Origin of the sequence: Serratia sp. OLAL2, from assembly GCF_002752475.1 — a bacterium.
Lineage (GTDB): Bacteria > Pseudomonadota > Gammaproteobacteria > Enterobacterales > Enterobacteriaceae > Serratia > Serratia bockelmannii.
Genome location: NZ_MSTL01000021.1, coordinates 88735 through 106355, shown reverse-complemented (window position 1 = coordinate 106355; position 17621 = coordinate 88735). Strand labels below are relative to the sequence as shown.

20 protein-coding genes and 1 riboswitch are annotated in these 17621 nt (G+C 58.9%); of the genes, 6 read left to right on the top strand and 14 right to left on the bottom strand.

Going from position 1 to position 17621, the window contains the following annotated elements; translation table 11 throughout:
* Positions 1-50 precede the first annotated feature (50 nt).
* Positions 51-311 carry a DUF1158 family protein gene (locus tag BVU99_RS23755; RefSeq protein WP_060434382.1) on the top strand — a complete coding sequence of 87 codons (261 nt, stop codon included), beginning with the start codon at positions 51-53 and terminating at the stop codon, positions 309-311.
* A 6-nt stretch (positions 312-317) separates the two neighbouring features.
* Here BVU99_RS23755 and BVU99_RS23750 read toward each other — a convergent pair whose 3' ends face one another.
* Positions 318-767 (bottom strand): helix-turn-helix domain-containing protein, encoded by a 450-nt coding sequence (locus tag BVU99_RS23750; protein WP_041038082.1) that lies wholly within the window; start codon positions 765-767, stop codon positions 318-320.
* A 95-nt stretch (positions 768-862) separates the two neighbouring features.
* On the opposite strand from BVU99_RS23750, the gene BVU99_RS23745 reads away from it, so the two are divergent.
* Positions 863-2086 (top strand): MFS transporter, encoded by a 1224-nt coding sequence (locus BVU99_RS23745; RefSeq protein WP_099817765.1) that lies wholly within the window; start codon positions 863-865, stop codon positions 2084-2086.
* On the opposite strand, the gene BVU99_RS23740 is transcribed toward BVU99_RS23745, so the two are convergent.
* Positions 2083-2508, bottom strand: coding sequence for a GNAT family N-acetyltransferase (locus BVU99_RS23740; protein WP_099816852.1), 426 nt, complete (start codon positions 2506-2508; stop codon positions 2083-2085). The two genes, BVU99_RS23745 and BVU99_RS23740, sit on opposite strands and share 4 nt — an antisense overlap.
* A gap of 112 nt (positions 2509-2620) precedes the next feature.
* Between BVU99_RS23740 and BVU99_RS23735 the strand changes: the two genes are divergently transcribed.
* From BVU99_RS23735 to BVU99_RS23720, 4 genes are all read left to right on the top strand, one after another.
* Positions 2621-4324, top strand: a complete 1704-nt coding sequence (locus BVU99_RS23735) for an AIPR family protein (protein WP_099816851.1) — start codon at positions 2621-2623, stop codon at positions 4322-4324.
* 57 nt (positions 4325-4381) lie between these two features.
* Positions 4382-4478: riboswitch (TPP riboswitch) on the top strand.
* A gap of 35 nt (positions 4479-4513) precedes the next feature.
* Positions 4514-5305 (top strand): hydroxyethylthiazole kinase, encoded by a 792-nt coding sequence (thiM, locus tag BVU99_RS23730; protein ID WP_099816850.1) that lies wholly within the window; start codon positions 4514-4516, stop codon positions 5303-5305.
* Entirely contained in the window at positions 5305-6105 is an 801-nt protein-coding gene (thiD, locus tag BVU99_RS23725; RefSeq protein ID WP_099816849.1) for a bifunctional hydroxymethylpyrimidine kinase/phosphomethylpyrimidine kinase, read from the top strand. The genes thiM and thiD overlap by 1 nt, the downstream gene beginning before the upstream one ends.
* 84 nt (positions 6106-6189) lie before the next feature.
* Positions 6190-6648 carry an inhibitor of vertebrate lysozyme family protein gene (locus tag BVU99_RS23720; RefSeq protein WP_060434395.1) on the top strand — a complete coding sequence of 153 codons (459 nt, stop codon included), beginning with the start codon at positions 6190-6192 and terminating at the stop codon, positions 6646-6648.
* Positions 6649-6687: 39 nt separating this feature from the next.
* On the opposite strand, the gene gutQ is transcribed toward BVU99_RS23720, so the two are convergent.
* The 12 genes from gutQ to BVU99_RS23660 form a co-directional block, all read right to left on the bottom strand.
* A complete protein-coding gene (gene gutQ, locus BVU99_RS23715; protein ID WP_099816848.1) occupies positions 6688-7659 on the bottom strand; it encodes an arabinose-5-phosphate isomerase GutQ in 972 nt (323 codons plus the stop codon).
* Positions 7652-8425, bottom strand: a complete 774-nt coding sequence (locus tag BVU99_RS23710; RefSeq protein WP_033635559.1) for a DNA-binding transcriptional repressor — start codon at positions 8423-8425, stop codon at positions 7652-7654. Before BVU99_RS23710 ends, gutQ begins: the two co-directional genes overlap by 8 nt.
* Before the next feature lie 83 nt (positions 8426-8508).
* Positions 8509-8865: a transcriptional regulator GutM gene (gene gutM / locus BVU99_RS23705; RefSeq protein ID WP_099816847.1), complete on the bottom strand. Its 357-nt coding sequence runs from the start codon at positions 8863-8865 to the stop codon at positions 8509-8511.
* 46 nt (positions 8866-8911) lie between these two features.
* The gene (gene srlD, locus BVU99_RS23700) at positions 8912-9691 is read right to left on the bottom strand and encodes a sorbitol-6-phosphate dehydrogenase (protein ID WP_025303876.1); all 780 of its coding nucleotides are present in this window, start codon (positions 9689-9691) and stop codon (positions 8912-8914) included.
* A gap of 10 nt (positions 9692-9701) precedes the next feature.
* Positions 9702-10064 (bottom strand): PTS glucitol/sorbitol transporter subunit IIA, encoded by a 363-nt coding sequence (gene srlB, locus BVU99_RS23695; protein ID WP_004941520.1) that lies wholly within the window; start codon positions 10062-10064, stop codon positions 9702-9704.
* A 22-nt stretch (positions 10065-10086) separates the two neighbouring features.
* Entirely contained in the window at positions 10087-11067 is a 981-nt protein-coding gene (locus tag BVU99_RS23690; RefSeq protein WP_025303875.1) for a PTS glucitol/sorbitol transporter subunit IIB, read from the bottom strand.
* Positions 11068-11082: 15 nt separating this feature from the next.
* Positions 11083-11631 carry a PTS glucitol/sorbitol transporter subunit IIC gene (locus BVU99_RS23685; protein WP_099816845.1) on the bottom strand — a complete coding sequence of 183 codons (549 nt, stop codon included), beginning with the start codon at positions 11629-11631 and terminating at the stop codon, positions 11083-11085.
* A gap of 260 nt (positions 11632-11891) precedes the next feature.
* Positions 11892-12419 (bottom strand): hypothetical protein, encoded by a 528-nt coding sequence (locus BVU99_RS23680; protein ID WP_025303874.1) that lies wholly within the window; start codon positions 12417-12419, stop codon positions 11892-11894.
* A 336-nt stretch (positions 12420-12755) separates the two neighbouring features.
* Positions 12756-13805 (bottom strand): class I fructose-bisphosphate aldolase, encoded by a 1050-nt coding sequence (gene fbaB, locus BVU99_RS23675; protein WP_025303873.1) that lies wholly within the window; start codon positions 13803-13805, stop codon positions 12756-12758.
* Positions 13806-14011: 206 nt separating this feature from the next.
* Positions 14012-14698, bottom strand: a complete 687-nt coding sequence (locus BVU99_RS23670; RefSeq protein ID WP_025303872.1) for a GntR family transcriptional regulator — start codon at positions 14696-14698, stop codon at positions 14012-14014.
* 98 nt (positions 14699-14796) lie between these two features.
* Positions 14797-16128, bottom strand: coding sequence for an MFS transporter (locus BVU99_RS23665; protein WP_099816844.1), 1332 nt, complete (start codon positions 16126-16128; stop codon positions 14797-14799).
* Entirely contained in the window at positions 16109-17614 is a 1506-nt protein-coding gene (locus BVU99_RS23660) for a mannitol dehydrogenase family protein (protein ID WP_099816843.1), read from the bottom strand. Before BVU99_RS23660 ends, BVU99_RS23665 begins: the two co-directional genes overlap by 20 nt.
* Between the last annotated feature and the right edge of the window lie 7 nt (positions 17615-17621).

The following is a 17621-nucleotide window of genomic DNA, read 5'->3' as shown; positions in this document are numbered from 1 at the left end:
GTTCTTAGGTTTAGTTTGTTGGACTGCGTTAGGTTGTAGAATGAAAGGCTATGAAAAAACTTGCCCTGTTGCTCGCTAACGCATTGGCTGTTGTTGGGCTGGCTGTGCTGACAATAAAGCTTTTTCCTGTACCCAGGCTAAACCAGAATCAAACCGCTTGGCTGATTGACGCCAGTGGGTTTTTCCATTTTAACGGTACGGAATGGTTTGGTGCGCTCGTTTTTGGCGCGGTTTATCTGCTGGCCGGGTGTCTGGAATGGCTCTTTATCCGCCAGGTTTTTCAGCGGGTGAGCTGCGGGCACCGCCACTAACTCTCATCACCGTTCCTCCACCTTCACCACCCGGGTATTCAGCGGGGTGAGCGTTTGCCCGGCGCTGCCGATCGGCGTCAAGCGCGGGACGGGGCGGCCGCTGTCGCTTTCCACCAGCGTTGAGTGCGCTTCTCCCTCGGCGAACAAATGATCTTCCCCCCACTGGCGCAGGCCGACGATCACCGGAAACAGCGCGCGGCCTTTCTCGGTCAGCACATACTCCTGATAGGCGCTGCCGTTTGCGGCGGGCACGATCTCCAGCACGCCGTGCGTCACCAGCGCGCGCAGGCGGGTGGCAAGGATGTTCTTCGCCATCCCCAGCCCTTTTTGAAATTCGCTGAAGCGGGTGACGCCGTCGAAGGCGTCGCGCACGATCAGCAGCGACCACCAGTCGCCAATCACATCCAGCGTGCGTGCCACCGGGCACGGCGCGTCTTCCAGGCTTTTACGTTTCACGGCGGTTATCTCCAGCTGCACATTCTGGTTGCATTATAAAACCTCTGCGCCTAAAGTTCATTGGGTTTAATAATGAAACCAGATAGAGGTGTGCAATGAGCGACAAACTGCTGAATCCTCCCTGTGTGGTGCTGGGGCGCCTGCCGGCATCCCTGGTGCTGCTGTTGGCCGCCGCCAGCGCCTTCAGCGTGGCCAACGTTTACTATGCGCAGCCGCTGTTGGACGCCATCGCCCATGATTTTTCCATCAGCCTGGCGGCGGTCGGCATGGTGATCTCCGTGACTCAGTTGGGCTGCGCGCTTGCGTTGCTGTTGGTGGTGCCGCTGGGGGATCGGTTGAACCGGCATCGGTTGCTGGCGGGGCAGCAACTGGGGCTGATTGGCGCGCTGCTATTGGTGGGCTGGGCGCACAGCGCATCCGGGCTGCTGGTAGGGATGTTGCTGGTGGGGCTACTCGGCACCGCCATGACGCAGGGGCTGATCGCTTTTGCCGCGGCACTGGCGGCGCCGCAGGAGCGCGGGCGGGTGGTTGGTGCGGCGCAGGGAGGAGTGGTGCTGGGATTGCTGTTGGCGCGCACATTGTCCGGTGCGCTGGCGGACGTTGGCGGCTGGCGCACGGTGTATTTCTTCTCCGCCGGGGTGACGCTGGTATTGCTGCCGATCCTGTTGCGCCTGCTGCCTGCGCCGCGCACCGCTCCCAGTACGCTGAGTTATCCCGCGCTGCTGCGTTCGATGTTGAGCCTGTTGCTGCATGACCGCACGCTGCAAATTCGCGGCATGTTGGCGCTGCTGATGTTCGGCGCTTTCAGCCTCTTTTGGAGTTCGCTGGTGTTGCCGCTGAGCCAGGCGCCGTTCAGCTTCACCCATGCTGCGGTGGGGGCGTTCGGCCTGGTCGGTGCGGTGGGCGCGCTGGCGGCGGTGCGCGCCGGGCATCTGGCGGATCGCGGGTTGGGGCAGGCGGCCAGCGGCGTGTGTCTGCTGCTGTTGACGCTGGCCTGGCTGCCGCTCGGTTTGCTCGGCAGCGGCCTGGTTTGGCTGGTGGCGGGCATCGTGCTGGTGGATCTGGCGGGCCAGGCGATCCACGTGCTGAACCAGAGCATGATCTTCAGTGCACACCCGCAGTCGCACAGCCGGCTGGTGGGCTGCTATATGCTGTTTTACGCCGTCGGCAGCGGGCTGGGCGCCTTTGCCGGCACCCATATGTACGCCTGGGCGGGCTGGAGCGGCGTCTGCTGGCTGGGGGCGGGCGTCAGCCTGAGCGCACTGCTATTTTGGCGGCTGACGCTGCGCGGCATGCCGGATGCGGCGGGTAAGAGCTAGCGGGCCGGCGAATGCATCAGGTAATAATCTTCTTCGCCGTCGTTACCGGTAGAGATGATGCGCCAACCGTGTTTGCGGTAGAACGCCAGCGCCTTTTCATTCTTCACCAGGCATTTCAGCGAGCCGGTGGCGGTGAAGGTGGCTTGCGCTGCCTGCAGTAGCGCACTGCCGACGCCGCGCGGCGGCTGATGGGGATCGACATACAGGTTATGAATGAAGTTGTCTTCGCGGTAGACGGAGACGAATCCCAGCAGCGTGCCGCCGTCTTCCGCCACCCAAATCGCTTCGCCCAGCGTCGCGCCGTCGAAATCTTCCAACTGATAGTTTGAGGTATCGCGCCAGCCGAACGCCGCCTTGCGCGACGCCAGGTACAGCGTGCGTAGGAAGGGGCGATCGGTCTCTTGGTAGGGTCTTATCTGCATAGTGATATTATTCTCAATTTATACTTCTATATTATATAGTTATGTTAATAAATCTTGAGTAATTTAAACTCATTAAGTACTATTGTCGAAATTTACGTAATATGGAGTTTCTATGGCTAGCATTAATGATTTTAAGTTGTTAAATTTAAAATGTCTAAAATATTATGATTTGCTAGAAAAAACAGTTAGTTTCAAAACAAAACCTAGTAGCGAGATGCAAAAAAAACGCTTTGGTTTTTATATGTTCATGCTAGAGGCTCTATGTGGTGTTAGAGATCTTGAGGAGTTGGCGAAGTTAATAACAGATACTGATTTTAATAAGCATTTGACAGGGGAAAACAATGATGATCTAGGTATAGATGCCGTCTATATCGATGAGGATAATAATGCTATAAATATATTTAACTTTAAGTTTAGAGAGTCATTTAAGCCTGGGGGGAAGCAGAGCCTGAATGAAACTATTTTGTCAACTAAATATGTTGGTGTTATATTTAATGAAGACACTAATGGGCTCGAGGGGAAACCAAAGAAATTCGCAAGGGAAGTAATTGAAAAGCTAAATGGAAATGATATTTGGAAGTTTAACTTGTATGTCATATCAAATGAAGATGTGGAGGTTGACTTAAATGATAACTCTTTAAGGCAGTTGAAAAATACATATGATTTAGAAGTTTTACCAGTAGGTTTATCTTATATATCAAATATACTATCAATTAGACCAGCAGCCATTAATGCTACTGTTATTATAGATCCTGATGCATTGATGTCTTATTCTGAGCATAGTTTATCATCATCAATATCTTATATTGCAAGATTGAAGTGTAGTGAAATCGTAAGGATTACATGTAATGATCACTCCCTTAGAGAAAAATATAATATAGAAGATCTTGAGCCGCTGTGTAATGCATCTTTAGACTTTGGTGCATTATTTGATAATGTTAGAGGGTTTGTGGTTAATTCAAAATACAATGGGAATATCGGTAAGTCATTAAAGGAGGAGCCAACAAGATTCTTTATGTACAATAACGGCATTACCATGGTTGCACGTTCAATAAAAACTTCGCAAATAAATGCTAATAAGAAATTAAAGGTGGATATTCAAGATTTTCAAATACTGAATGGTGGTCAGACTGTTCGTTCAATCCATAATTTTAATGTTATGGATAAGTCTAATATAATTGAACATCTTAGTAAAAGTGAAATTCTTGTTAGAATGTTTGTTGCAGATGGTTCTTCTGATACAGTTAATAAAATAGCTGAGTATACAAATAGCCAAAATACTATCTCACCTTCAGACTTAAAATCATTAAGCTCTGAACAGATAGCTATAGAGCAATATCTTAATGAGCATGATATTGTTTATGCTAGAAAGACAGGCGATACCGGTGTTACTGAAAATAAGAATTACAAGCATAAAATAAGCATGATAAAATTTGGCCAATTGCTATTGGCTTTAGCTGGTTATCCTGAAAAATCATCTAACCAGAAAAAGCAAATATTTGGAAGTTATTATGACATGCTTTTCGGGAAAGATAATTTTGATATACAAGAATCACCTAGGATTGTTGAGAGGTATTATGAAGTTGTTAGTAGTTATGATAAAATTGAAAGTATAAAATCTATTGAGCAAAAACATTTTTATATTATGTATTTGGATACAAAGAAGGAGTCTGTTTCTATCAGAGCAAAAATAGATTTTTTAGAAAAAATGATCCGAACATATGCCACAGCATCAGATACTTCTGATGCAAGAAAGATGATTCAAGTAGGTTTTAAAAATCATGTAGATGATCATATATCTATGCTTTTTGATTGATTTTTTAACGCATGGTATACACGGTTAAATATGTGTGGTAATTTTTTAAGATAAAGTAAAAATGACTCGGGGTGCCCTTCTACGTGAAGGCTGAGAAATACCCGTATTACCTGATCTGGATAATGCCAGCGTAGGGAAGTCACGGCCGCCCAGCCGGCGCCGCCTTCTTGAACGCCGGTTGGGAGGAATATGATCGCTCGACCTGATGCACTACCCGGCGCGCGCGCCGCGGCCTGTCTGACCCAATTCCAACAGCGCCCTCCGCTGATCCACTGCCTGACTAACGAAGTGGTGCAATCGCTGACCGCCAACGTGTTGCTGGCGCTCGGCGCTTCCCCGGCGATGGTGGTGGAGCCGCAAGAGGCGGCGCAGTTCAGCGCGCTGGCCGACGGCCTGCTGATCAACGTCGGCACCCTCAACGCGCTGCGTGCCGAATCGATGCGGGCGGCGGTGGCCGCCGCCAATCGGGCCGGCAAGCCCTGGACGCTGGATCCGGTGGCGGTCGGTGCGCTCTCCTACCGCACCGCCTTCGCCAAACAGCTGCTGGACGAGAAACCGGCGGCGATACGCGGCAACGCTTCGGAAATCATGGCGCTCAGCGGGTTGCTGGCCAGCGGCCGCGGCGTGGACAGTGGCGACGATTCGCTGGCGGCATTGCCCGCCGCGCGTGAGCTGGCGCAGCGCAGCGGCGCGGTAGTCGCGGTCACCGGCGCGGTGGATTACGTCACCGACGGCCAGCGCGACTGGGCGATCGAAGGCGGTTCCCCGCTGATGACGCGGGTAGTGGGCACCGGCTGCGCGCTGTCGGCGGTGGCGGCGGCGTTTTGCGCCCTGCCGGGCGATCGCCTGGATAACGTGGCGACCGCCTGCCGAGTGATGTCTCACTGCGGTGGCCTCGCGGCCAGGCAGGCCGCCGGGCCGGGCAGCTTTACGCCGGCGTTCCTTGACGCGCTGTATCAGCTGCGTGGGGAGGATCTGTAATGAAACGCATTAACGCCCTGACCATCGCCGGCACCGATCCCAGCGGCGGCGCCGGCATTCAGGCCGATTTGAAGGCTTTCTCGGCGCTCGGCGCTTACGGCACCTCGGTGATCACCGCGCTGGTGGCGCAGAATACCCGCGGCGTGCAGTCGGTGTATTACATCGATCCGGCGTTCGTCGCCGCGCAGCTGGACTCGGTATTAAGCGACGTGCGCATCGACAGCGTCAAGATCGGCATGCTGGCCAACGCTGACATCGTGCAGGCGGTGGCCGAACGGCTGCGCCATTACCGGCCGGAATTCGTGGTGCTGGACACCGTGATGCTGGCGAAAAGCGGCGATCCGTTGCTGGCGCCGGAGGCGGTAGCGTCTATTCGGCGCGAGCTGTTGCCGCTGGTGTCGATCATTACGCCGAACCTGCCAGAAGCGGCGGCGCTGCTGGCGTGCGCGCCGGCGGAAGATGAAGCGCAGATGCGTGAGCAGGGACGGGCGTTGCTGGCGATGGGCTGCCGAGCGGTGCTGATGAAGGGCGGCCACCTGAGCGAAAGTGAGAGCCCGGACTGGCTGTTTACCGCAGAAGGCGAGCAGCGCTTTACCGCGCCGCGCGTCGCCACCCGCCACACCCACGGCACCGGTTGCACGCTCTCGGCCGCGCTGGCGGCGCTGCGCCCGCGCCATGCTGACTGGGCGGCCACGGTGGCCACCGCCAAGGACTACCTGCAACAAGCGCTGCAACAGGCGGACACGCTGGAAGTGGGGCACGGCATCGGGCCGGTGCATCATTTTCACGCCTGGTGGTGAGTCAACTTTTTGCCGCAACCGTGGTCTGACTAGTTCAGGCCCGGTTTGACGGGCGAAACCTGATTTAACCTAGGGAGAAGGACTATGACGGGACACCAGGCGCTGCGTTGCGCCCTCTTCGGCGCACTGCTCAGCTTCAGCGCGGGCAGCTTTGCCCAGCAGATCGTCACCACGTCGGATTTAATTCAGCAGCCGGGGTATCAGGCCAGCTGGCAAAACATGGTGAAAGGCCAGGCGCGGATGCCGGGCTGGGCGCGCAAGGGCGTCGGCACCTCTACGCCGGCGCAGAACCTGAGCTGGAAGGGCAAAGAGTATCTGGTCGGCAACCTGTGCAAGCCGCACGACTGCGGCAACAACTTTTTGATCGTGGCGTTCAGCGCGGATAAATCTCAGGCCTGGGGCGTGCGGGTCGCGGTGGAAGATCGGCCGGAAGCCGTCGATCATCCGAAGAAATACGCCAAGTACCAGTGGCTAGGCAAGCCGAATGACGACATGAAAGCGCTGCTGAAGCAGCAGTTCGAGAACAATCCCGATTGGAAATGATCTGACCGGGGGCGCCTGTGATGGCGCCCCCGGCGTTGATCAGCCGATGCCGGCCTGATGCAGATCGTGCAGGTTGAGCGCCCCCACCAACACACCGTCCATATCGACCACCGGGGCCGCGCTGATGTGCTGTTCGTGCAGCGCTTCCAGCGCCTCGCCGGCGCGCCACTGCTCCGGCAGCCGATAGCCGGGGCGGGTGATCGCCGGGCTGAGCGGATCCTGCAGGCTGTTGCCCTTCACCAGCCAGCGGCGCAGGTCGCCGTCGGTAAATACGCCCACCACCCACTGCTGCGCGTCGCAGACCGCCACCAACCCGAGCCCGGTGCGGCTCAGTTCCAGCATCGCTTCCATCACGTTGGCGCTTTCGCTCACGCGCGGCAGGCGATCGCCGGTGCGCATCAGGTGATGCACGCGGTTCAGCAGGCGCGCGCCCAGGCTGCCGCCCGGGTGCGAGCGGGCGAAGTCTTCCGCGTTGAAACCGCGCTGGCGCATCAGCGCCATCGCCAGGGCATCGCCCATCATCAGGGTGTTGACCGCGCTGGAGGTGGGCGCCAGCCCCATTGGGCAGGCTTCTCGCTCGACGCCGATATCCAACACGCAGGCCGCGGCCTGCGCCAGCGGCGACTCTTTGCCGCCGGTAACGGCGATCACCGGAATACCGTTCTCCGCCAGCAGCGGCAGGATCAGGTCCAGCTCTTTGGCGCGGCCGGAGTAGGAGATGAACACCACCACGTCGTCGGCGCCGATCATGCCGAGATCGCCGTGCAGCGCCTCGGCCGGGTGCACGAAGAACGACGGCGTGCCGGTGCTGGCCAGCGACGCGGCGATCTTCTTGCCGATATGGCCGGACTTGCCGATGCCGGAAATCACCGCTTTGCCACGGCAGTTCAGCAGCAGTTCGCAGGCGCAGACGAAGTTGTCGTCCAGGCGCGCCAGCAGGCGCTGCGCTTCGGTCAGCTCGATCTCCAGCGTTTCGCGGGCGAAGGCGAGCAGGGCGTTGGCGTTACTCATCGGGGTCTCCTACCAGAAGGATATTGATGCCTTTCGCCTGCAGGGCGGCGAGGTAATCGGGGTTGATGTCTCGGTCGGTGATCAGCGTGTCGACGGCGCTGAGTTCGCACACCACGTTCGGGCTCTTACGGCCGAATTTCGAGGAGTCTACCAACAGAATAATGCGGCCGGCGGCTTCGCACATCGCTTTGCTGACGTTGTGCACTTCGTTGAAGGTGGTGACGCCGGCGTTGAGATCGACGCCGTCCGCGCCGATAAACAGCTTGTCGAAGCTGAACTGCTGGAACGCCGATTCGGCCAGGCTGCCGTGGAACGAGGCCGATTTTTTGCGGTAGGTGCCGCCGGGCATCAGGATGGTCTGATCGTTGTCCAGCTCCACCAGCGCGTTGACGATGGTCAGGCTATTGGTCATCACCGTGATGTTATTGAACTGCGCCAGGTGCGGCACCATCTGCAGCACCGTGCTGCCGGCGTCGAAGATCAGCGAGTCCCCGTCGGCGATCAGCGCCACAGCGGCGCTGGCGATGTGGCGCTTTTTCTCGGTATTGATATGGGTTTTGCGGTCGATCGGCTGATCGCCGTCGTCGCGGCTGAGCACCACGCCGCCGTAGGTGCGGATCACCTCGCCTTCTTCTTCCAGCAGGGTGAGATCCTTGCGGATGGTGGTGCCGGTGGTGGAGAAATGCTCGGCCAGGGCGTCCACTGCCGTTTTGCCATGCCGCTGCAGATATTCAAGGATAGCGGCCTGCCGCTGCTTTGGTTTCATCGCGATTCCCGTTCACAAGAGTGGGGCATTTCCCCTCGCTGAATAATTCACTATGAAAGGTAATGCCTTTTAATGTGAAAATATCACGATTTGGGTTCAATCGCTAACGATAGTGCAGACTGGCATGCGCGATCCTCGGGGAAGATCACATCCGGGTGCAAATCCCGCTGATGCAAACCGTGCAAATGAGGCAGCGGGCGGGGCCGGGCGAAAACGGTCAGGCCGCGCAGCAACAGGCTGCCGCACACCCGCCTATCGGCGTCGAAGGCCAGCGCCAGCACCACCCGCGGGCGAAAACGGCCGCCGGAACGGCCGACGCCGACGGCGCCCTGTTGGCACAGGCCGTCGAAGGCGCGATTGAAGCGCTGCAGTTGCCACCAGCCGAAGGCGATTTGCAGCAGCCAGGCCAGCAATGCGAAGGCGATCAGAGCTTGTGTCATGGGGTTCTCCTTAGGCCCCCTTCCGCAGAAGGGGGCGTCGGTGGCGTCAGAACATCACCTGGCCGCCGGTGATGTTGATCGACTGGCCGGTGCAGTAAGAGGCCTTCTCGCTGGCGTAGAACAGCAGGGTGTTCAGCACGTCCTGGTAGTCGCAGCCGCGTTTCAGCGGCACCTTGTCGATGTAGTACTGCTCCACTTGCTCCGGTGCGATGCCCAGTTTTTGCGCGTATTGCGGCAGCAGCGACTGGAACATCGGCGACTTCAGCAGGTTGCCGAGCATCAGCGAATGCACGGTGATGCCGTACTCCGCCAGATCGAGCGCCAGCGACTGCGTCAGCCCCACGCCGCCGAACTTGGCGGCGCTGTAGCCGGAGTTGTGCTTGCTGCCGACCTTGCCGGACTTGGAGTTGATCTGAATGATGCGCCCGGCGATGCCGTCGCGGATCATCAGGCGCGAGAACTCGCGGGCGCAGAGGAAATAGCCCACCAGGTTCACCTGCAGCGAGCGGTCGAAGTCGCCCAGCGGGAAGTCGGTGATCGGCGCCGCCTTGGCGATGCCGGCGCTGTACACCAGCAGGTTGGTTTGGCCAAATTCCCGGTCAACCGCCGCTGCCAACGCGATCACGCTCTGCTCGTCGGTGGCGTCGGCCTGAAAACCGCAGGCGCTGCCTGCGCCAAACGCTTCGTTGATCTGCTGTGCCACCCGATTGGCATTGTCGGCGTTCAGATCGGCCACCGCCACCCGATAACCGGCCTGCGCCAGCCCGTGGGACAAAAAGGCGCCTAACGTTTGGCCGCCGCCAATCACTACAGCTACTTCAGACATGGTCTACTCCTTATGCGATAAATGACAGCGTGCTGCCCAACGGGATATCGGTCGGCGTCGGGCCGGATACGTGGATCGATCCGGGGAATTCGGCTTCGGCTTCGCCGTCGAAGCGCACGGTGATGTGGCCCAGTTCGCGCAGATTCTGCGTGGCGACGCTGCCGACGGCGGTGATGGCGTAGCGCTGCTGCGCCAGCTCCATCACGCCGCCGACCTGCAGCTCGCCGGCGGTCGCACCGTGGCGGTGGATGAAGCAGAACTCTTCGATATCCGCCGGCGCGCCTTCACGGAAAGTGATCAGCATGTTGTCCAGCAACGCGTCGCGGGCGCAACCGCCGATCTGTGTGATGGTGGTATGAAAAATGGTGTGCATAAATGTCTCCCTAGGGATCAACTTATTGATAAATGAAGGCCGAGGCGGCCCAGGCGATCAACACCGTCGGCGCGCCGGTCAGGAAGCGGCCGACCAGCACTGAAGGCACGCCGACTCGCACGGTGTCCTGCTTGGCTTCCGCCAGCGACAGGCCGACCGGAATGAAGTCGCAGGCGGCCTGCGCGTTGATGGCGAACAGTGCGGGCAGCGCCAGCTGCGGCGGAATATGGCCGAGGCCGATCTGCACCCCGACCAGCACGCCGATCACCTGGGCGATGACCGCGCCGGGGCCGAGGAACGGCGACAGCAGCGGGAATGAGCAGATCAGCGCCAGCGTTACCAGGCCGATCGGGCTATTGGCCAGCGGCGTCAGGCCGTGAGCGATAAAGTCCCCGAGGCCGGAGGCCATGATGATGCCGATCAAGGCCGAGACGAACGCCATAAACGGCAGGATGGTCTTCAGCACGGTGTCGATGGTGTCGCGCCCGGCCTGGAAGAACACCGCCACCACCGATCCCATGCCCATGCCGACCTTCGCCAACAGCCCGTCGCTTTGCTCGGTGATTTTCTTGCTGGTGTCGTAGTCGCGCGCCTTGGGCGGCGCGGCAACGGCGGCGGCGGGTTGGCTATCTGCCGCTTCGATTCGGCTGATGTTGTGGTCACGCACGCCGGAGACATAGATGTCTTCGAGGATAAACTGCGCCAGCGGGCCGGACTGGCCGGTGGCGTGGATGTTGACCGTCGGAATGCGGCGTTTCGGGTACAGGCCGCAGCGCAGGGTGCCGCCGCAGTCGATCACCGCCACGCCGATCTCTTCCGCCGGCGGCTCGCCCTCTTTGAAACCGTCGACGGCCGGCCAGCCGGTCAATTCGCTGAGGCGATCGACGATCGAAGGCCGGGTGCCGGCGGTGATGTACACCACTTTCTTGCCGGGTTCGATCGGCAGCTCCAGGGGGCCACCCCAGCCGCTGGCGCCTTTTTCAATACGGATATAAGCACTCATGCTGCACTCCACGAATTAAAGTTGCACCTGGCGATCCAGACGGATGCCCATCTTGCGTTCGAACAGGCTGGTGGTCAGATCGGTGATCCAGCCGCGGAAGAAGTTGGTGAACAGCCCCACCAGGAAATAGCTCACCGCCAGCGGGCCGAGCGGCAGGCCGAGGGTGGTCAGGCCGCTGGCGATACCGAGGTAAACGAACAGTTCGCCGGGGTTGATGTGCGGAAACAGGCCGTTCATCGAGTGGCAGCTGTAGGAGGCCGCCGCGTAGTAGCTCGGCTTGTATTTCTCCGGCATGAAGCGCCCCAGGCTGAGGGTCATCGGGTTGCAGAAGACAAAGGTGCCAATTAGCGGCAGCAGCAGATAACGCGAAATGGGGTTGCCCGCGCAGCGCTGCGCCAATCGTTCGATACGTTCCTGGCCAACAAATTTGATCAGCGCGTTCATGATAACCAACAGGCTGATCAACAAAGGTAAAATGCCGGTCACCATGCCGACAAACACTTCACCGCCTTTCTGAAACAGGCCGATAAACCACTCGGCGCCGTGGGTGATTAGCTCAATCATTATGTTCTCCTGTAATGGACTGATATGGCCTGGAGCGAACGGCGGCTCTGTCGCCATGGGCCTTACAGTAGTCACTTTGGTGGGCTATTTGTTTTAAATAGATCACAATTTGAAAGATAAATATTTTATTTTGAAAGTTTAAGGTGAAAGAAAGAGAAGGTTGACGGCGTCGGGTTTAGGGGAACGGGCACAAAAAAGCCCGGCGAACCGGGCTTTGGGTAGGGTGATATACGGAAATCGCCGTTGTTAGCTTGTTTCTGTTACTGTTCGAGAATCTTTTGTATTGTCTGTACGGAAGCACCGTTTCTTTCGGCCGTTTGGGCCAGCTCTTGCTTTTGTTTGTCTTTTTCAGCGATTGCCATATCTTTGGCGGCGGCTATCGCGGCCAGGAAAATTTCTTTTTCCGTAGCGGTGAGCGGGCCTTGTAGTCTGGCTTCGCAGACGCGATACAACGTATCACGGATAAAATTTACCGTGGTGGTGCGCCGAGCCAGATCGACTACGGCGGTGCTGAACCCTGCATCACCACTGACTTTTTGAATTTGTTCCGTGCTCATTTCAGCTTTCAGCGCGGCAATAACGGACTGCGCGACATCAGGTGGGGGAGCCACGCAGTACTTGATATTTGAGTCTGCGGGAATATAAATGGCGCTGCTTCTTGTTGAGTCATAGTCAAACCAATACGTTTCTCCCGGTTTCAACTCATGCTTAGAGGCCGGAGATTTAAATAGCGCGCAAGACGATAGCGAAAGGATGAGCAGGGAGATGATGACAATATTGACTTTCATGATAGCACCACCATAAAAGTGTGGGTTAATTAGCGTAAATTTAGTCAAAAGTCCATAAATAACAATGAGCTATAATAATTATTAATGCGCTAACTTTTTGTGTTTTTGGAAAAGGTGGGAAATTTGAAATTTGATAAGGTTAACTTTCAATCTTTAATGATTTATGTCGTTCTCTTTCGCATATTTGGAATAAAAAAAGCCCAAGGATAGTAAATAAAAACTAATTCTTATTTTTGCTTATAAAATACATTCGGTTGCATTATTTCCTTGTCAAGACCTCCCTCGATGCACAAAAAAGCCCGGCGAACCGGGCTTTGGGACAGGCGGTCTGTCACATCAGGCGATGGTGACCTTCTTGTCCAGGTAGGCGTCTTGCACGGCGTTGATCAGCGCCACGCCGTCTTTCATCGATTTCTTGAAGGCTTTACGCCCCAGGATCAGGCCCATGCCGCCGGCGCGTTTGTTGATCACCGCGGTGCGCACCGATTCCTGCAGGTCGTTCTCACCGGCGGCGCCACCGGAGTTGATCAGTCCAGCGCGGCCCATGTAGCAGTTGGCCAGCTGGTAGCGCACCAGATCGATAGGGTGATCGGTGGTGAGTTTGTTGTAGACGCGATCGTCGGTATAGCCGAATTTCACCGCACGGTAGCCGCCGTTGTTTTCCGCCATTTTCTGTTTGACGATGTCGGCGCCGATGGTGGCGGCGATGTGGTTAGCCTGCCCGGTCAGATCGGCGCTGGAGTGGTAGTCCACGCCGTCCTTGGTGAACGCCGGGTTACGCAGATAGGCCCACAGCACGGTGACCATGCCCAGCTCATGCGCGCGCTCGAAGGCGATCGAGATCTCTTCGATCTGGCGGCGCGACTGCTCGGAGCCGAAGTAAATGGTGGCGCCGACCGCCACCGCGCCCATGTTGAACGCCTGCTCGACGCTGGCGTACAGGGTCTGGTCGTACTGGGTCGGGTAGCTCAGCGTTTCGTTGTGGTTGAGTTTGACCAGGAACGGGATCTTGTGCGCGTAGCGGCGCGATACCGACGCCAGCACGCCGTAGGTGGAGGCGACGCAGTTACAGCCGGCTTCAATCGCCAGCTCGACGATGTTCTTCGGATCGAAATACAGCGGGTTGGCGGCGAACGAGGCGGCGGCGGAGTGCTCTATGCCCTGATCGACCGGCAGGATAGACAGGTAGCCGGTGCCGGCCAGGCGGCCGTGGTTGAACAGGGTTTGCATCGAACGTAGCACGCTGTTGGGGCGGTTGTTATCGATCATTACGCGGTCGACGAAGTCGTCGCCCGGCAGGTAGAGATTCTCGGCGGGGATAGTGGTACAGCGGTGTTGCAGCAGATCTTCCGCTTCCTTTCCTAGCAACTGCACAATATCAGTCATGATTCACTCCCGATTAAGCTTCTTCATACACCGGCAATGCAAGGGTTTTTGACCACCGGCGCAGTAAAAAAGCGGTGATTGAAGCTGTAAAGCGATGCTACCGAACTTGATCCGGCAAGGACAAACAATAGATGCGATTGAGAGGAAATGCCATTGGCGTGGCCAAATACGCGGGGGCGATCGCCCCCGGCGCGCTAAGCGATTGATTATTCGATCTCGAACCACTCGGTGTTCTGCAGGGCGATCGGGGTGATGGAGTAGATCATCTCCTGCAGGTGATCGTGGATGGCGCGCTCCGCCGCCTCGGCATCGCGCGCTTTCAGCGCCTCGTAGATGCGGTAGTGCTGCTTGATCAGGCTCTCCGGCGGCGAGACTTCGCTCAGGCTGAGGAAACGCACTCGATCCATGGTGGCCTTGATGGTTTCGATGGTCTCCCACGCCAGCGGGCAGTCGGCAAACTGGGTCAGCAGTTGGTGGAATTCGTCGTCCAGCGCCAAAAACTCGCGCGTTTGCCCGTTCTGCGCCGCCAGCGCCTGGCGGTGCAGATTATGCTCCAGCGTCATCAGCTGCGCCGGGGTGGCGCGCTCGGCCGCGCGGCGCACGATGGCGCATTCCACCGCCTGACGGATAAAGCGCCCGTCGGCCACGCGCTTGGCGGAAATCTTCATCACGAAGGTGCCGCGCTGCGGCAGGATCTGCACCAGGCCGGCCTCCGCCAGCTTGATGAAGGCTTCGCGCACCGGCTGGCGCGAAACGCAAAAGCGGGTGGAAATCTCTTTCTCGGACAACAGGGTGCCGGGGGGGATGGTGCAGTCGACGATATCCTTGCGCAGGAAGCGATAGATCTGCTGGTTGACCGGGACGTTGTTGGTGAGACTGTACGTTTCAGACATGGCGACAATCAGGCATCTGGCTGGAATTCGAATGCCACCATACTAGCAGATTATTGGTTAAGGGCGGGGGGATAAATCCGCCCGCCGAGCAGGGTAACTCAGTGATGCCAATCCTGATATTCCTGCTTGCGCCGCGCTGGCGCAGTTTCCGGCATCAGGCTCAGGCCGATGGCCGACACCACGCCCAGCACCATCATGTACCCCGCCAGCCCGTAGTAGTGGCCGCCGGTCACCTGCAGGATCTTCACCGCCAACAGCCCGAGAATGCCGCTGCCGATCAGCGAGCCGATCTGCCAGATCAGCGCGATGCCGCTGCAGCGCACGCGGGTGGGGAACAGCTCCGGGAAGTAGGAGGCCTGCGGCGCGTAGCACATGCTGTGGCCGAAGGTCAGCACCACGATCATGGCGATCTGCGTCACCCAGAAACTATCGAGGTTGATCGCCATAAAGAACGGCACGATGCACACCACCTGCAGCAGCGCGCCGGCGATGTACACCGGTTTGCGCCCCAGCCGATCGGAGAGGCGGCCCATCAGCGGAATGGTGAAAATCTCCAGCAGCACCGCCACGATCATCGCCTCCAGCAGAATGGTTTCGTTGAGGTGGTTGGCCTTGCCGTAGGCCAATACGATCACCGTGAACATGGCGAAGGCGCAGGCTTCGATCAGCTTGGCACATACCCCTTTGCCGATAAGGCCGGGATAGCGGCGGGCCACTTCCACCACCGGCCGGCTCTCCACCGCTTTGGTGGCGCGGATCTGGGTAAACACCGGCGATTCGTCGATCCTCAGGCGAATAAACAGCCCGACCAGCACCAGCAGCAGGCTGAGCAGGAACGGAATGCGCCAGCCCCAGTCCAGCATCTGCGCCGGTGACAGCACGGCGGTCAGCAGCGCGAACAGCCCGGACGGCAGCAGGAAACCGGCGGGCGCGCCGATCTGCACCCAACTGGCGTAGAAGCCACGCTGGGGCGGCGGCGCATATTCGGCGGTCATCAGCACCGCGCCTGCCTGTTCGCCGCCGACGCCGAAGCCCTGCAGCACGCGGATAAAGATCAGCGCGAGCGGCGCCCAGATGCCGATCTGCTCATAGGTGGGCAGCAGGCCGATGCAGAAGGTGCCGAGGCCGACGATCAGGATGGTGATCACCAGCGCCTTCTTGCGGCCGACCTTATCGCCGATGTGGCCGAACACGATGCCGCCCAGCGGGCGCGCCAGAAAACCGACCGCGTAGGTGGCGAAGGCCGCCAGCGTGCTGATCAGCGGATCGGCGCTGGGGAAAAACAGCTGGCCGAAGAACAGCACCGCGGCGGTGCCGTAAGCGAAGAAATCATAATATTCGGCGGCGGTGCCGATGGCGGAAGCGCTGGCGACGCGCCGCAGCAGCGGTTGATTGCCGGTATTGACGGCGTTATGCGTGGTGACGGTCATCGGAAACCTCCCGGTCGGTAAGCGGCAGAGCGGCGACGGCGGCTTTGGCCCCCAGGCTCAGCAGTTGATGATAAGCGTGGCTGACGGCGCGGACGAAGTCAGGCGAATCGGGCAGATCGTGGCCGAAGACGCTGTCGAGTTGCAGCAGCGCCAGGACGCGGGGCCGGCCTTCCTCGCTGCCGGCGACCAACGCGGCGAGGCGCTCGCGCAGCGGATCGCTGATATCGATCGGCCCGCCTTGTTCATCGCGGCCGCCGACGTAGCGCATCCAGCCAGCGACGCCCAGCGCCAGGCAGTCGAAGCGGCTGCCACGCGCCAGATGCCAGCGGATCGCGTCCAACAGCCGCTGCGGCAGCTTCTGCGTGCCGTCCATGGCGATCTGCGCGGTGCGGTGTTTCAGCGCGCGGTTGCGGTAACGCTGCAGCAGCGAGTCGGCATACTGCGCCAAATCGACGTTCGGCACCTGCAGGGTCGGCGCCTGTTCCGCCAGCATCAGGTGACGGGCGGCGCGGACAAAATCCGCATCCTGCATACAGTCGCCGACGTGCTGATAACCGGCCAGGTAGCCGAGGTAGGCGAGGAAGGAATGGCTGCCGTTCAGCATGCGCAGCTTCATCTCCTCGTACGGCAGCACGTCGCTCACCAGTTCGGCGCCGGCCTTTTCCCAGGCCGGGCGCCCCTGAGGAAATCGGTCCTCAATGACCCACTGGCTGAACGGCTCGCAGGCCACGCCGACGTCATCCTCGACGCCGCCCAGCCAGGTGCGCAACTGCCGGCGGGCCTCCGGCGTTACCGCCGGCACGATGCGATCCACCATGGTGGAAGGGAAGGCGACCTCTTGACGCACCCAGTCGGCCAACGCCGGATCCTGCCGCTGCGCCAGTTCGACCAGCACCTGGCGCGTGACCCGGCCGTTAGCCGGCATGTTATCGCAGGACATCACGGCGAACGGCGGCAGCCCGCGTTCACGGCGCAGGCGCAGCGCCGCCAGCAGCAGCCCCGGCGCCGACTGCGGCTGTGCCGGGTGGGCGATATCGTGCGCGATCGCCGGGTGTTCCTCCATCAGCCGACCGCTGGCGGGGTGGTAGCAATAGCCCTTTTCGCTGATGGTCAGCGAGACGATGGCGATCTCAGGCTGTGTCAGGGCCGCCAGCACCGCCGCCAGCCCGTCGGTTTGCAAGTGCAGCGCCTGGCGAACCACGCCGATGACCCGGCCCCGCCAGCCGTCGTCGTCCATCTCCGCCACCGAGAACAGCAGGTCCTGTTGCCGTAGGTCGGCGATCTTTTGCTGGCCGTGCTGCATGCTGATTTCGCAGTAGCCCCAGTCACTGCCGTGCTCGCTGGCCAGCCTGTCGGCGTACATCGCCTGGTGCGCGCGGTGAAACGCGCCGAAGCCGATATGCGCCATGCGCGGTTTCACGCGCTCACGTGCGTAGCCGGGCCAGATAACGGCGGCCGGCAGCGCGCTGTGGTCGGAAAGTCTCATGTTCAAT

Bases quoted from the DNA above. Each gene is read 5' to 3' on its own strand.
- BVU99_RS23755 (WP_060434382.1), top strand. From the start codon at position 51: ATGAAAAAACTTGCCCTGTTGCTCGCTAACGCATTGGCTGTTGTTGGG.
- BVU99_RS23745 (WP_099817765.1), top strand. From the start codon at position 863: ATGAGCGACAAACTGCTGAATCCTCCCTGTGTGGTGCTGGGGCGCCTG.
- BVU99_RS23740 (WP_099816852.1), bottom strand. From the start codon at position 2,508: ATGCAGATAAGACCCTACCAAGAGACCGATCGCCCCTTCCTACGCACG.
- BVU99_RS23735 (WP_099816851.1), top strand. From the start codon at position 2,621: ATGGCTAGCATTAATGATTTTAAGTTGTTAAATTTAAAATGTCTAAAA.
- thiM (WP_099816850.1), top strand. From the start codon at position 4,514: ATGATCGCTCGACCTGATGCACTACCCGGCGCGCGCGCCGCGGCCTGT.
- thiD (WP_099816849.1), top strand. From the start codon at position 5,305: ATGAAACGCATTAACGCCCTGACCATCGCCGGCACCGATCCCAGCGGC.
- BVU99_RS23720 (WP_060434395.1), top strand. From the start codon at position 6,190: ATGACGGGACACCAGGCGCTGCGTTGCGCCCTCTTCGGCGCACTGCTC.
- gutQ (WP_099816848.1), bottom strand. From the start codon at position 7,659: ATGAGTAACGCCAACGCCCTGCTCGCCTTCGCCCGCGAAACGCTGGAG.
- BVU99_RS23710 (WP_033635559.1), bottom strand. From the start codon at position 8,425: ATGAAACCAAAGCAGCGGCAGGCCGCTATCCTTGAATATCTGCAGCGG.
- gutM (WP_099816847.1), bottom strand. From the start codon at position 8,865: ATGACACAAGCTCTGATCGCCTTCGCATTGCTGGCCTGGCTGCTGCAA.
- srlD (WP_025303876.1), bottom strand. From the start codon at position 9,691: ATGTCTGAAGTAGCTGTAGTGATTGGCGGCGGCCAAACGTTAGGCGCC.
- srlB (WP_004941520.1), bottom strand. From the start codon at position 10,064: ATGCACACCATTTTTCATACCACCATCACACAGATCGGCGGTTGCGCC.
- BVU99_RS23690 (WP_025303875.1), bottom strand. From the start codon at position 11,067: ATGAGTGCTTATATCCGTATTGAAAAAGGCGCCAGCGGCTGGGGTGGC.
- BVU99_RS23685 (WP_099816845.1), bottom strand. From the start codon at position 11,631: ATGATTGAGCTAATCACCCACGGCGCCGAGTGGTTTATCGGCCTGTTT.
- BVU99_RS23680 (WP_025303874.1), bottom strand. From the start codon at position 12,419: ATGAAAGTCAATATTGTCATCATCTCCCTGCTCATCCTTTCGCTATCG.
- fbaB (WP_025303873.1), bottom strand. From the start codon at position 13,805: ATGACTGATATTGTGCAGTTGCTAGGAAAGGAAGCGGAAGATCTGCTG.
- BVU99_RS23670 (WP_025303872.1), bottom strand. From the start codon at position 14,698: ATGTCTGAAACGTACAGTCTCACCAACAACGTCCCGGTCAACCAGCAG.
- BVU99_RS23665 (WP_099816844.1), bottom strand. From the start codon at position 16,128: ATGACCGTCACCACGCATAACGCCGTCAATACCGGCAATCAACCGCTG.
- BVU99_RS23660 (WP_099816843.1), bottom strand. From the start codon at position 17,614: ATGAGACTTTCCGACCACAGCGCGCTGCCGGCCGCCGTTATCTGGCCC.